General features: G+C 67.0%; 11 protein-coding genes and 1 pseudogene. 10 read left to right on the forward strand and 2 right to left on the reverse strand.

Annotated elements, in window-relative coordinates:
• The first annotated feature begins 18 nt into the window (after positions 1–18).
• The 4 genes from EDC22_RS09195 to EDC22_RS09210 all read left to right on the forward strand — a co-directional run bounded on the left by EDC22_RS09195 (position 19) and on the right by EDC22_RS09210 (position 4,508).
• Complete coding sequence (locus tag EDC22_RS09195) at positions 19–2,442, forward strand: YbcC family protein (protein ID WP_132806331.1); 2,424 nt, start codon at positions 19–21, stop codon at positions 2,440–2,442.
• Between the two features lie 123 nt (positions 2,443–2,565).
• The gene (gene cysD / locus EDC22_RS09200) at positions 2,566–3,360 is read left to right on the forward strand and encodes a sulfate adenylyltransferase subunit CysD (RefSeq protein ID WP_132806332.1); all 795 of its coding nucleotides are present in this window, start codon (positions 2,566–2,568) and stop codon (positions 3,358–3,360) included.
• A gap of 4 nt (positions 3,361–3,364) precedes the next feature.
• A complete protein-coding gene (locus EDC22_RS09205) occupies positions 3,365–4,246 on the forward strand; it encodes a DUF6671 family protein (RefSeq protein WP_132806333.1) in 882 nt (293 codons plus the stop codon).
• 25 nt (positions 4,247–4,271) lie between these two features.
• Complete coding sequence (locus EDC22_RS09210) at positions 4,272–4,508, forward strand: hypothetical protein (RefSeq protein ID WP_132806334.1); 237 nt, start codon at positions 4,272–4,274, stop codon at positions 4,506–4,508.
• A 372-nt stretch (positions 4,509–4,880) separates the two neighbouring features.
• Here the strand turns inward: EDC22_RS09210 and EDC22_RS09215 are convergent, their stop codons facing one another.
• Together EDC22_RS09215 and EDC22_RS18090 are read right to left on the reverse strand one after the other, a co-directional pair.
• Positions 4,881–5,570, reverse strand: coding sequence for a GntR family transcriptional regulator (locus EDC22_RS09215; protein WP_425385525.1), 690 nt, complete (start codon positions 5,568–5,570; stop codon positions 4,881–4,883).
• Positions 5,568–6,215, reverse strand: a pseudogene (locus EDC22_RS18090) (GntR family transcriptional regulator); the annotation flags it as partial. The pseudogene EDC22_RS18090 and the gene EDC22_RS09215, both read right to left, overlap by 3 nt.
• Positions 6,216–6,420: 205 nt before the next feature.
• Between EDC22_RS18090 and dctP the strand changes: the two are divergent.
• Genes dctP through EDC22_RS09245 form a run of 6 tightly spaced genes read left to right on the forward strand, consistent with a single transcriptional unit; the run spans position 6,421 to position 12,460 of the window.
• Complete coding sequence (gene dctP / locus EDC22_RS09220) at positions 6,421–7,416, forward strand: TRAP transporter substrate-binding protein DctP (protein ID WP_132806335.1); 996 nt, start codon at positions 6,421–6,423, stop codon at positions 7,414–7,416.
• Positions 7,417–7,469: 53 nt separating this feature from the next.
• Complete coding sequence (locus EDC22_RS09225) at positions 7,470–8,015, forward strand: TRAP transporter small permease (protein WP_132806336.1); 546 nt, start codon at positions 7,470–7,472, stop codon at positions 8,013–8,015.
• Complete coding sequence (locus EDC22_RS09230) at positions 7,985–9,277, forward strand: TRAP transporter large permease (RefSeq protein WP_132806337.1); 1,293 nt, start codon at positions 7,985–7,987, stop codon at positions 9,275–9,277. Before EDC22_RS09225 ends, EDC22_RS09230 begins: the two co-directional genes overlap by 31 nt.
• A gap of 19 nt (positions 9,278–9,296) precedes the next feature.
• Positions 9,297–9,731: a type II 3-dehydroquinate dehydratase gene (locus EDC22_RS09235; RefSeq protein WP_132806338.1), complete on the forward strand. Its 435-nt coding sequence runs from the start codon at positions 9,297–9,299 to the stop codon at positions 9,729–9,731.
• Between the two features lie 3 nt (positions 9,732–9,734).
• Positions 9,735–10,574 (forward strand): shikimate dehydrogenase family protein, encoded by an 840-nt coding sequence (locus tag EDC22_RS09240; protein ID WP_132806339.1) that lies wholly within the window; start codon positions 9,735–9,737, stop codon positions 10,572–10,574.
• Complete coding sequence (locus EDC22_RS09245; protein WP_132806340.1) at positions 10,571–12,460, forward strand: bifunctional sugar phosphate isomerase/epimerase/4-hydroxyphenylpyruvate dioxygenase family protein; 1,890 nt, start codon at positions 10,571–10,573, stop codon at positions 12,458–12,460. The genes EDC22_RS09240 and EDC22_RS09245 overlap by 4 nt, the downstream gene beginning before the upstream one ends.
• Positions 12,461–12,616: the final 156 nt, after the last annotated feature.

Raw genomic sequence — 12,616 nt, forward strand, 5'->3', positions numbered from 1 at the left:
TCGGGAGACCCAACAGCCATGACCAAGACCGGCGCGACCCCCTTCAGCGGAGTGGATGCACTGCGCGCTGCGGCCGAGCGCGCAGCTCGGCAGATCCCGCCGCTGTGGCCGCTCGAAACGTCTGTCGCGGTGAACCCGTTCCTCGGCCAGACGCACCTGAGCCTGGCGCATACGGCTGCCCTGCTGGGGCGCGTCGGCGGTGTTCCGGTGGCGATGCCGCGGTCATGGTACGAGAACCGGATCCGGGCTGAGGAGATCTCCGACGATGACCTGGCCGCAGCGCTGGCGGCCTCGCCGCATGCCGGACGGCCGGCCGATGTCGCGGCGCTCAAGGCGGCGAGCCGGGAATCCCGCCCCGCGCCTGACCAGCTGCCGACGGTGGCCGACCTGGCGGCGCGCGCCAGCGGCATCGACTGGCCGGGACTCCTCGCTGATCGGATCGGTGTCTGGGCCGGCGGCTATTTCGATCGCGGGCAGGCACTCTGGGCCGCGCCCAGGCGCCGGTCCGCCTGGACTGCCTGGCGCGACAACGCAATCCACGACCTCACGCCGGAAATCATGGGCCTGAAGGGGTTCGCGGCCTTTGTCGCGGAGGCCCCCGAACTGCCAGAGGACGCGATGGTCCGCGCCGTCGCTCGGCTGGGTCTCGGTGCCGCCGCGCTCGACACCTATTTCCACCAGCTTCTGCTGTCGCTCTGCGGCTGGGCGCAATTTGCGCGCTACGAGCTCTGGCGGGCCGAGCTGGCAGGGGGAACGGATGCGACGATCACCGATCTGCTGGCGATACGGTTGCTGTGGGAGGAGGCGCTGTTCCTTCGGTACGAGGCCGCCGTCGCCGATCAATGGGCGGCGGTCGGCAGCGCCCATGCCGCGCCGATCGTGCCGTCGCCGCACGACGTCATCGACGAGATCCTCCAGGAGGCGGCCGAGCGGGCGGCACAGCGCGCTCTCGCTGGCGCGCTGACGGCACCGGCGCCCAAGCCGGACAGCAGCCGGCCGACGCTGCAGGCCGCCTTCTGCATAGATGTGCGTTCGGAAGTCTTCCGCAGGGCGCTCGAATCCGTCGATCCGTCGATCCGGACCCTCGGCTTTGCCGGCTTCTTCGGCGTCTTTGCCAAGCATCGGCGCTTCGCCTCCGACATCGACGAGTTGCGGCTGCCGGTCCTGCTCAATCCGACCGTCACGTCAGCGGCAGGTGACGCGACCGACCGGGACGCCGATCTCATGGCGCGCTGCCGGGCGCGTGCAAAGCGCGCCTGGGGCCGCTTCAAGCTTGCGGCCGTCTCCTCCTTCGCCTTCGTCGAGGCGACGGGACCGGTCTATGCGGCGAAACTCGTTCGTGACGCCTTCGGGTTCGACCGGATGCCGATGCCGAACGACCCGGCGCCGCGCTTCGTGCCAGAACCCGATCGCGATACCCGCGTGACCATGGCCGCGACGATCCTGCGCGCGATGTCGCTGACCGACGGTTTCGCGCGGATCGTGCTGCTCGCCGGCCATGGCGGCAACGTCGTCAACAATCCCTTTGCCAGCGGCTTGCATTGCGGCGCCTGTGGAGGTTATTCGGGCGAGGTCAATGCCCGCCTGCTGGCACGGCTCCTCAACGCTGCGGATGTGCGCGAGGGGCTGGCGCAACAGGGCATCACGGTGCCGGAAGACACGCTGTTCGTCGCCGCACTGCATGACACGACCACCGACACTGTCACCCTCTATGATGGCGACGTCGCAACGGACCGCCATGCCGCTGATCTGGCCAGGGTGCGGCGCTGGCTCGACGCCGCCGGCAGGGTGACGCGGGGGGAGCGTGCCTTGCGGCTGCCGCTCGCGTCGGATGAGCGCGCAATCGGAGCGAGGGCTCGCAACTGGGCTGAGGTTCGTCCTGAATGGGGGCTTGCCGGATGCAGGTTCTTCATTGCCGCGCCACGCCGGCGAACCGCAGGCCGCAGCCTCGAGGGCAGAGCCTTCCTCCACGACTATGACTGGCGACAGGACGGACAGCGCGGCTTCGCCGTGCTCGAACTGATCCTGACCGCGCCGGTGGTGGTGGCGAGCTGGATAAGCCTGCAATATTACGGCTCGACGGTCGCACCCGAGACCTTCGGCTCCGGCAACAAGCTCCTGCACAATGTTGTCGGCGGCATCGGCGTGCTCGAGGGCAATGGCGGGAGCATGCGGGCCGGCCTGCCGTGGCAGTCCGTCCACGACGGCGAGCGGTATGTCCATGAACCGGTACGCCTCACGGTCTGCATCGAGGCACCGCGGGAGGCGATGACGGACATCCTGCGGCGGCACGACAACGTGCGCGCCCTGTTCGACAATCGCTGGCTGCACCTCTTCGAGATCGACGAGGCGGGGCAGCTCGCCTGGCGCTATGCCGGCGATCTCCGCTGGGAGCCGGCTGCAGCGCGCGCCGGCATCGACAAGCTGGAGGCGGTCGCATGACACCATCGCGGTCGCTCATGCGGTACCCGGCAAGCCGCAGCGGTGGGCCGGCCTGCTCAGGCGGCACCCCCGCACAACTAACCGCCGTTAGGACATTCGTGCGAAAAGCAGATGCGCGCCCCCATGAACAGGATCGACCAGCTCGAGAACGAGAGCGTGTTCATCTTGCGAGAGGCTTTCAGCCAGGTCGGCTCTCTGGCGATGCTCTGGTCGCTCGGCAAGGATTCCAACGTGATGATCTGGCTCGCCCGCAAGGCGTTCTTCGGACGGGTGCCGTTTCCAGTCGTCCATCTCGATACCGAGGCTGAGTTCCCGGAAGCCTATGCGTTCCGGGATTGCTACGCCTCGGAATGGGGATTGAACCTGATCGCCGAAATCTGCCCGCCGATCGAGGCGATTGATCCGTCGCTGCCGCCAGCAAGTCGTTTTGCCGCGCGCAAGAGCGCAGGCCTCAAACAATGCCTGGCACGACACGGATTCACCGGGCTGATCGCCGGAATCCGCCGCGACGAACAATCCGTCCGGGCCAAGGAGCGCGTCTTCAGCCCGCGCGATCAGCACGGCGACTGGGACTATCGCGATCAGCCGCCGGAATTCTGGGATCAGTTCAACACGAGCCTGCCGCCCGGCGCGCATGTGCGTATCCATCCGTTGCTGTCGTGGACGGAGATCGACGTCTGGCGATACATCGCGCGCGAACGCATTCCGCTGGTTCCGCTCTATTTCGCGAAGGTGGGCTACCGCTACCGCTCGCTCGGCGAGGTCGGGACGACGGCGCCCATCGCCTCGGACGCCGCCACCGTCGAGGACATCATCGCCGAGCTCGAGGCGACGCAGACCGAAGAACGCGAAGGCCGCCTGATGGACCATGAAGCCGAAGATGCCTTCGAGCGTCTCAGACTGAGCGGCTATCTCTAGCGCGATGCCGTCGACCGGAGTCAACGGGGCATCTGCCTGGTCGCTCGCGGGCAAGCGCGCCGTGCTGGCAACCATGCATGGCAAGGAACGGGTCGTCCGGCCGCTGCTCGAAGGCTGCCTCGGACTGGACGTGGTCGTCCCGCATGGCTTCGACACCGACCGGTTCGGCACCTTCAGCCGCGAGATCGAACGCAGGGGCAGCCAGCTCGACGCGGCCCGTTCCAAGATCGAGGCCGCGTTCGCTCACGATCCCCACGCTCGCGTCGCCATCGCCAGCGAGGGGGCCTTCGGACCGCACCCGCTCCTGCCCATCGTGCCGATGGGCCGGGAGATCGTGGTATTGCGCGACCGCGACACCGGCCTCGAGCTGATCGGTCATCATGCAGACCTGTCAACGAATTTCGCCCATGAGACGGTCGAGACCGCTGCGGCCGCCAGAGCCTTCGCCGCACGGATCGGCTTTCCCCGTCACGGCCTCATCGTCACCGGCGTTGCGGATGGCGCACCGACGCCGGACCGGTATCTCGACAAGGGCATCTACACCGTTTCGGCGCTCACGCAGTCCGTGGAGAACGTCCTGGCGCTGTGCGGTGCGGCCCATGTGGAGACGGACATGCGCGCCAACCGGAATCCGACGCGGATGCGCGCGATCAGGCGCGCGACGATCGATCTCGTCCGCACATTCCGCAGCCTCTGTCCGAATTGTTCGCGCCCCGGCTTCGCCGTCACTCAGCGCCTGACCGGCCTGCCCTGCACCTGGTGCGGCGAACCTACCACCGCCCTGCGGGCGGAGGTGGCTGTCTGTGCAGGCTGCGGTCACTCGCTCGAACGGCCGGTTGCGGCGGAGACCGAAGATCCTGGACTGTGCCCTGTCTGCAACCCCTGATGGCAATAACCCTTAGGAGGAGGCAATGGAATTCGACCAGCGGCTGGCGGACTATCTGCAGGAAGCGGAGGCTCGCATCGACTGGGTCCTGGCGCATCCGCACACGAGCGACTGGTTGAGGACGGCCCTCGACGGCGCGCGCCGCCGCAACCCCGTCGAACTCCTGAACGACCTCGAGATGCTCGACCATCTCCTGCGGTCTCGCGCACGGGCGCAGATCGAGGCGGCCCTGCCGGTGCCGGCGGACCGACCGAATGCCTGATCGGCATCATCCGATCAGCGGCCTCCGGACCTCTCCGCCTCGCCGCCAAGTCTGACGACGAACCGGTTGCCGGTTCTGCGGGAACTGCTCTGGCGGACACGGGACGCGATCTGGGCTCGCCGAGGTCGCCTGGCCTGTCGCAGCCGAGAAGCGCATCCTCGAACGCACAGGCACTGCACCGATCGCCATGGCATCGGCCATGACTATGGTCCGGCGGTCGATACGGGGCTTTCCGAAAACGGACCGGAGGCGCAGCTCATCGCCCGGCGTTCAGAGGTCACCACTTCATGTCAGGGGCGCCGGCGGAACCTTCCATGCCCGGGCGTTGGCTCGGTTCCGAACTGCTTCGCTGGATCGACCGCGACCCGGCCCTCAAATCGAGCCGCTGGCCAGGGCGTGTTCGACCCCGCCGATCAGATGCGTCTCGAGGATCGCCTTGGCCGCATCCGCGTCCCGGGCCAGAGACGCCTCCAGCAGAGCGCGGTGCTCGGCGGCGGCGATGCTGCCGCGAAACGACAATGCGATCATCTGATAGCGCAGATACTTGTCGAAGATGCCGCCGTGCAGATGCATGAGCACGTCCGAGCCGCAGGCCGAGATCAGCGCCTGGTGAAACTCCCAATCGTGGCGTTTCCACAGGCCGGCCTGACTGCGGTCGCCCTGGTCCATGCGCTTTTCCATCGCGGCCAGCTTGTGATAGGCGGCGACGACCCGCGCCTCCCAGTCGACATCGCCGCGGCGGAAGGAATCCGCCAGCGCCTGCCCTTCGACCAGCAGACGCAGTTCGGCCAGTTCGCGCAGGTTTTCCGGTGAGACCTGCACAACCTCGAAACCGCGTTGCCCCTCGGCCAACACCAGCCCCTCGGTGGCCAGCCGGTTGAGCACCTCGCGCAGCGTGCTGACCGAGGCGCCATATTGATCGCGCAGTCCCTCGAGCCTGAGTTTGCGGCCAGGCACGAGCGCACCGCTCAGGATGTCGCCGCGCACCTTGCGCCAGACGGAAGCCGCGACCGTCTCGCGCGGCGGATCGAACTGGGCCACCGAGTCTCCATCGGAAGCCAGCAGGCCCAGTGCTGCGGTGTGCTCGACACAGGCCGCGATATGCCCGGCCAGTACCTGTATCGCGCGGTCGGCGTCCCGGGCCAGCGCACAGTCGCGCAGCATGCGATGTTCCTCGGCGGCCTCGGTGCCGCGAAAAATCACGGCAATGATCTGATAGCGCAGGTAGCGGTCGAAGACGCTGGCATGCGCGGCCAGCAGTTCGGCCGAGGCGCAGGCAGCGATCAGACGGTGGTGGAATTCCTTGTCGTAGCGTTTCCACAGTTCCGACTGGCTGCGATCGCCGTCGAGCATGCGCGCCTCGATCCGGCCCAGCTTGTGGTAGGCGCCAACGACCTGCCCCTCCCATTCCAGGTCGCCCTTCCGGAAGGATTCGCGCAGGGCGTGGACCTCGAGCAGTTCGCGCAGCGAGGCGAGGTCGCTGAACTCGGCCTGGGTGACCGGCGCCACGGCAAAGCCGCGCTGTCCCTCGACCACCACAAGACGTTCTCCGACCAGACGGTTGAGCACCTCGCGCAGCGTGCTGAGCCCTGCCCCATAGCTTTCGCGCAGGGCCTCCAGCCGCAGCCGCGCCCGCGGCGCCAGCACGCCGTGGATGATGTCGCGCCGGATTGCTCCGTAGACTTCCTCGCTGGTGGAATCGAGCATCGCCGATCCTTGCTTGCGCTGCGGCCCATTTCTTTCACGAGCCGGTTGACCCGGCAACCGTGCTTATCACCATATGAATCCGTTTTTGTATGTTGATCCGCAATAAGCCTGTTGAATTATGATTGCTATGATGTAGGCTGCCGGTCCATGTGGCGCCACGACAGAAGGGCCACGCCGTTTCATCAACGGAACGAGGGAGGACGACATGAAGACCGGAATCACGCGCCGTGCGGCCCTGGCTGCCGGAGCATTCGCCATTACCATCGGCGCGGCCCCGTTCGGCGCCACCATGGCCCAGAGCAAGCCGGTGCTGCGCTTCTCGGCCGTGTTCTCGGATCAGGACATCCGGGCCCGCATGATGGAGCGCCTGGCCGCAGCGGTGGCAGATGACTTCTCCTTGGAACTGCACTACGGCGGCACGCTGTTCGGTCAGGGTACCGAGCTGGTCGCGCTGCAGCGCGGCAACCTGGAGATGGGCAACATCGCGCCCCAGGACATCGCCAACCAGATTCCAGCCTGGTCGATCCTGACTGCGGCCTACCTGTTCCGTGACCCGGATCATCTGATGGCCTTCTTTGCCTCGGACGCGGGCGAAGAGATGAAGTCCATGGCCGAGGAACAGCTCGGCATCCACATCCTGGGCCCCACTTACTACGGCACACGCCACGTCGGACTGCGCCCTGACCGGCAGATCAACACGCCAGCAGACATGGCCGGAATCCGGCTGCGCATGCCGCCGGGCGAGGCCTGGCAGTTCCTGGGCGCGGCGCTGGGCGCCAACCCAACCGCGATGGCCTATGCCGAGGTCTATACCGGCCTGCAGACCGGCGCCATCGACGGCCAGGACAACCCGCTGCCCAACGTCGAGAACATGAAGTTCTACGAGGTGATGAGCCAGATCGTGCTGACATCGCACCTGGTGGCCTTCGACCTGCTGACGATCTCTTCGCAGGCCTGGAACGCCATGTCGGCGGAACAGCAGGCCGCCTTCCAGGCCGCAGCCGACGAGGCCATGGCCTGGTCGGCCGAACAGCACCGGGCACGCGAGGCGCAACTGGCCGACTTCTTCCGCTCCAAGGGTCTCAAAGTCTACGAACCCGATGTCGCGGCATTCCGTGCCCATGCGCAGAAGCGATATCTTGAATCCCCCCTTTCGGCCAACTGGCCGGCGGGGATGCTGGAGCGGATCAACAATCTCTGATCCGAACTACCGGCGGCCGCCGCGGGCGGCCGCCTCCTGCGCTGGAGGACGCGATGATCGAGGCGGCACGGAAAGCCGCGCTGTGGCTGCACCGGGTCGCCGAGGGCCTGGCCGCGATGATGCTGGCGGTGATGTTCGGCGCCTTTCTGGTGACGATCCTGTTCCGCTACGTCCTGCAATGGCCCTCGGGCAAGGCGGCCGAACTGAGCTCGGTGATGTGGGTCTGGCTGGTGCTGTTCGGTGCGGCCTTCGTGCTGCGCGAGCGCGATGAGATCCGCTTCGACATCGTCTATGGGGCGGTCAGGCCGGCGGTCCGGCGCTTCTTCACGGTGGCGATCGCGACTGTCGTCGTGGGCCTGTTCCTGCTCTCGCTGCCGGCAGTCTGGGACTACGTGACCTTCATGAAGGTGCAGCGCACCGCCTATCTGCGCATCCGCTTCGACTGGCTCTATTCGATCTATGTCGTCTTCGCGGTCGCCATCATCGCCCGATACGTGTGGCTGGCGGCGCGTGCCGTCATGGGCCACGACCCCCTGCCCCCGGCATCACAGGACGCAAGGACCGATCCATGGATCCCTTCACCGCCACCCTCCTGGTGATCTGCGGACTTGCGCTGTTCGGCCTGCCGATCGGTCTTTCGATGATCTCGGGCTCGGTGCTCTATCTCTACCTGCGCGGGCAGGACATGGGGCTGGTGGCCGAAAGGCTGCTGAACTCGATGTTCACAGGCTATGTCATCCTGGCCGTGCCGCTCTTCATTTTGGCGGCCGAGCTGATGAACTCGGGCTCGATGACCGACCGGCTGCTGAAGTTCTGCAACGCCTTCGTCGGACGATTCCGGGGCGGGCTTGCACAGGTCAACGTCGTGCAGTCGGTGATCTTTTCGGGGATGTCGGGTTCGGCCATTGCCGATGCCGCAGGAAGCGGGCGGATCATCGCCGAGATGATGACCCGCGACGGACGCTACACCCGGAGCTTTGCCGCTGCATTGACCGCGAGTTCCGCGGTGATCGGACCGATCATCCCGCCATCGATACCGATGGTCCTGTATGCGCTCGTCTCCAATGCCTCGATCGGCTACCTGTTCCTCGCCGGCATCCTGCCGGGGCTGCTGATGGCGCTGGCGCTGATGGTACTGGTGGTCATCCAGTCGCGGCGGCACAATTTCCCCGTCGAGGCGCCGGTACCCTTGCGCGAGTTGCCGAGGGTCACCCTGGACGCCTTTCCGGCGCTGATGATGCCCATCGTGCTGCTGGGCGGAATCTATTCGGGCGTGATGCCGCCCACCGAGGCCGCCGCCGTCGCCGCTGCCTATGCGCTGTTGATCTCCGCCGTCCTGTACCGGTCGATCTCGCTGGGCCAGCTCTATCGCGCCCTGACCTCGGGGGCGCGGTCCTCTGCGGCAATCGGGATGCTGATTGCGGGGGCGCTGGTCTTCAACTACGTCGTCACAGCCGAGAACATCCCGCAGACGCTGAGCTCCTATCTGGCCGGCTGGAACCTGACGCCGCTGCAGTTCCTGATCCTCGTCAACATCGTGCTGCTGATCGTGGGTGCGATGCTCGAGGGGACGGCGATCCTGCTGATCATCGTGCCCGTCTTCATCCCGACCGCGACTGCGCTGGGCATCGACCCGGTGCATTTCGGCGTGGTGGCGGTGGTCAACATCATGATCGGCCTGATCACGCCGCCCTATGGCCTTTTGATCTTCATCATGCAGTCGATTACCGGGGCGCCCCTGCGCCACATCATCCGCGATCTCCTGCCGTTCATCGCCGCGCTGGTGCTGGCGTTGGTGGTCATCACCGCCTTCCCCGACCTCGTGCTCTGGCTACCACGGCAGTTCGGCTACGCGGGCTGACCTGAAGAAAGGACCCGGAATGTCCGGTGCGATCCATGTCCTCAACGGACCGAACCTGAACCGCCTCGGCCTGCGCGAGCCGGAGATCTACGGTCACACCACGCTGGCCGAGATCGAGGCCATGTGCCGTGCCGCCGCCGCACCGCGCGAGCTGGTCTTTCGCCAGTCGAACGCCGAATGCCAGATCATCGACTGGATCCACGAGGCCATCGACACCGGCGCCGCGGCGATCGTCATCAACCCGGCCGGTCTAACCTTCACCTCGGTGCCGATCATGGACGCCCTCAAGATGTTTCCGCGGACGGTGATCGAGCTGCATATCTCGAACATCCACCGGCGCGAGGCAGTCTATCACCATTCCCTGGTTTCCAAGGTCGCAACGGCCGTGATCGCGGGGCTCGGGGCCGAGGGCTACCGCGTTGCCGTCCAGGCAGCCGGCCGCCTGGCGGTGTGAACCATGCGCGCGATCCGATTGGGGCTGATCGGCGACCACATCGGCGCCTCCCGCGCCCCGCGCTTCCATGTGCTGGCGGGGCTGCAGAACGGAGTCGAGGTGATCTATGATCGGCTGGTCCCGACCGTGATGAAGCAAGGCTTCGATGCACTGTTCGACATGGTGGCCACGCAAGGCTATCGCGGGATCAATGTGACCTATCCCTACAAGGAGCGCGCCGCGTGCCGCGTGCGCATCGACGACCCGACGGTACGGGCGCTTGGCGCCGTGAACACGGTCCTGTTCGAGCCCGACGGGCCGCGTGGCTATAACACCGACCAGTCGGGCTTCATCGCGGCCTACCGGCGCGCGCGTGGAGACATGCCGCCAGGCTGCGTGCTGGTAATCGGTGCGGGCGGCGTGGGGCGCGCCATCGGCTTTGCGCTGGCACGACTGGGGGCGACCGAGATCCGGCTCGCCGATACCGACCCCGCCCGGGCCGAGGCGCTGGCCGCCGCGCTGCGCGGCTACTGCGACCGGCTCGCGGTGGCGACGGGCACGGATGCAGCGGCGATGGCGCAGGGCGCCGAAGGAATCTTGAACGCCACTCCCGTCGGCATGGTCGGCCACCCCGGCACCCCGCTGGCACGCGCCGCAATGGCGGGTGCACGCTGGGCCTTCGACGCGATCTATACACCCGTCGAGACCGAGTTCCTGCGCGACGCGAAGGCCACCGGATTGGATGTCATCTCGGGCTACGAACTCTTCATCGGACAGGGCGTGGACGCGTGGAAGCTCTTCACTGGGCTGCCGCTCGACGAGGCGCGCCTGCGCGAAGCCCTCGCCGCCGAGTCCACGCCATGAAGACTTCGATCGCCACCGTCTGCATCGCCGGGACGCTGGAAGAGAAACTCGCCGCAATCGCCGCAGCAGGTTTCGACGGCGTCGAGATCTTCGAACAGGATTTCATCGCTTCCGACATCGGTCCAGCGGAACTGGGCCGGATGGTGCGCGACCACGGGCTTGCCATCACGCTGTTCCAGCCCTTCCGCGATTTCGAGGGTCTACCGGAACCCCTGCGCAGCCGGGCCTTCGCCCGCGCCCGCCGAAAGTTCGACATCATGGCCGAGATGGGCACCGACCTGATCCTCGTGTGCTCTTCGGTGCATCCGGCCTCGATGGGCGGGATCGACCGGTTGGCCGCGGATTTCGCAGAGCTTGGCGCGATCGCCGCCGAACGGGGCCTGCGCGTCGGCTACGAGGCGCTGGCCTGGGGGCGTCACATCAACGACCACCGCGACGCTTGGGAAGTTGTGCGTCGTGCCGATCACCCTGCGGTGGGTTTGATCCTCGACAGTTTCCATACGCTCGGGCGCGGCATAGATCCCGACACCATCCGCAGCATTCCCGGCGACCGGATCTTCTTCGTCCAACTCGCCGATGCGCCGCGCATCCCGATGGACCTGCTCTACTGGTCACGGCACTTCCGCAACATGCCGGGCGAGGGAGATCTCGATGTGACCGGCTTCATGCGGGCAGTGGCCGCGACGGGATATGCCGGGCCGCTAAGTCTGGAGATCTTCAACGACGAATTCCGGGCCGGGCTGCCCCGGCTCGTGGCACTGGACGGGCATCGCGCGCTGGTCGCGCTGATGGACGAGGTGCGCCGCGCCGAGCCGGCGCTGGATGTCGATCTGCCCGCCTTTCCGGCCCCGGCAACGGTGGAGCGCGTCGAGTTCGTCGAATTCGCGACCTCCGAGGCGGAAGCACCGGCGCTGGCCGCGCTGCTGATGACGCTGGGCTTTGCCGAGACCGGGCACCATCGCTCGAAACCGGTACGCCGCTTTGCGCAGGGTGGGGTCAACGTGCTGATCAACACCGCGACCAAGGGTTTTGCGCACGCCGCCTTCGTCAACCATGGCACCTGCGTCAGCGAGATCGCGCTGGCCGTGCCCGACGCCCGCGCTGCTCATGCGCGGGGTGTCGCGCTGGGGGCCGAACCCTTCGGCGATCCGCCGGGACCAGGCGAAATGGCCATTCCCGGGCTGCGTGGCGTGGGCGGCAGCCTGCTGCGGCTGGTCGATGCGGGAAGCGGCGAAGCTGATTTGTGGGATGTCGATTTCCGGCCCGTGGCAAGCGTGGGCGAAGGCGCGGGCCTCAAGGCCATCGACCACATCGCTCAGACGATGCGCTATGACGAGATGCTGAGCTGGACATTGTTCTACACGACGCTCTTTTCGGCCGAGAAGGCGCCGATGCTGGATGTCGCCGACCCCGACGGGCTGGTGCGCAGCCAGGCCGTGCAAGCCGGGGCGCTGCGGGTGACGCTCAACGGCGCTCAGGGGCAGCGCACGCTGGCCGGCCAGTTCTTTGCCCAGACCTTTGGCGCCGCTACCCAGCACATCGCCCTTGCCACCGACGACATCATGGCCACCGCCGACCGGCTGGAGGCGCTGGGCTTTCAGGCCCTGCCGATCGGCGCCAACTACTACGATGACCTGGCCGCGCGCTTCGACCTGTCTGCCGGTCATATCGACGCGCTCAGGGCACGAAACCTGCTCTATGACCGCGACGAGACGGGATCGGGGGGCGAGTTCCTGCAACTCTACAGCCGCCCCTTCGGCGACGGGATGTTCTTCGAGATCGTCGAGCGGCGCGGCGGCTATGCGGGATACGGCGCGGCGAACGCGCCGTTCCGGCTGGCCGCCCAGCGCCGGCTCATGCGACCGGTCGACATGCCGCAACGTTGAGCCGCCCGTGCGGGGCCGCCGCACCGGCGGTGCCCCCCCGGGGGGGGGGGGGGGGGGGGGGTTGTAACACTTCCACTCATCGGTGCGATCCTCGGCTAAGGTGAAGCACCGGTTGCTGGGAGAGGGTCGCCGCAGCGTGGTCGGGGGTTGTTCCCT

The organism is Tepidamorphus gemmatus (genome assembly GCF_004346195.1).
Taxonomy (GTDB): domain Bacteria; phylum Pseudomonadota; class Alphaproteobacteria; order Rhizobiales; family Tepidamorphaceae; genus Tepidamorphus; species Tepidamorphus gemmatus.

What these genes read in the sequence shown, in the direction of transcription:
- EDC22_RS09225 (WP_132806336.1), top strand. Translation starts at nt 7,470, where the DNA reads ATGATCGAGGCGGCACGGAAAGCCGCGCTGTGGCTGCACCGGGTCGCC.
- EDC22_RS09195 (WP_132806331.1), top strand. Translation starts at nt 19, where the DNA reads ATGACCAAGACCGGCGCGACCCCCTTCAGCGGAGTGGATGCACTGCGC.
- EDC22_RS09205 (WP_132806333.1), top strand. Translation starts at nt 3,365, where the DNA reads ATGCCGTCGACCGGAGTCAACGGGGCATCTGCCTGGTCGCTCGCGGGC.
- EDC22_RS09210 (WP_132806334.1), top strand. Translation starts at nt 4,272, where the DNA reads ATGGAATTCGACCAGCGGCTGGCGGACTATCTGCAGGAAGCGGAGGCT.
- cysD (WP_132806332.1), top strand. Translation starts at nt 2,566, where the DNA reads ATGAACAGGATCGACCAGCTCGAGAACGAGAGCGTGTTCATCTTGCGA.
- EDC22_RS09240 (WP_132806339.1), top strand. Translation starts at nt 9,735, where the DNA reads ATGCGCGCGATCCGATTGGGGCTGATCGGCGACCACATCGGCGCCTCC.
- EDC22_RS09230 (WP_132806337.1), top strand. Translation starts at nt 7,985, where the DNA reads ATGGATCCCTTCACCGCCACCCTCCTGGTGATCTGCGGACTTGCGCTG.
- EDC22_RS09245 (WP_132806340.1), top strand. Translation starts at nt 10,571, where the DNA reads ATGAAGACTTCGATCGCCACCGTCTGCATCGCCGGGACGCTGGAAGAG.
- dctP (WP_132806335.1), top strand. Translation starts at nt 6,421, where the DNA reads ATGAAGACCGGAATCACGCGCCGTGCGGCCCTGGCTGCCGGAGCATTC.
- EDC22_RS09235 (WP_132806338.1), top strand. Translation starts at nt 9,297, where the DNA reads ATGTCCGGTGCGATCCATGTCCTCAACGGACCGAACCTGAACCGCCTC.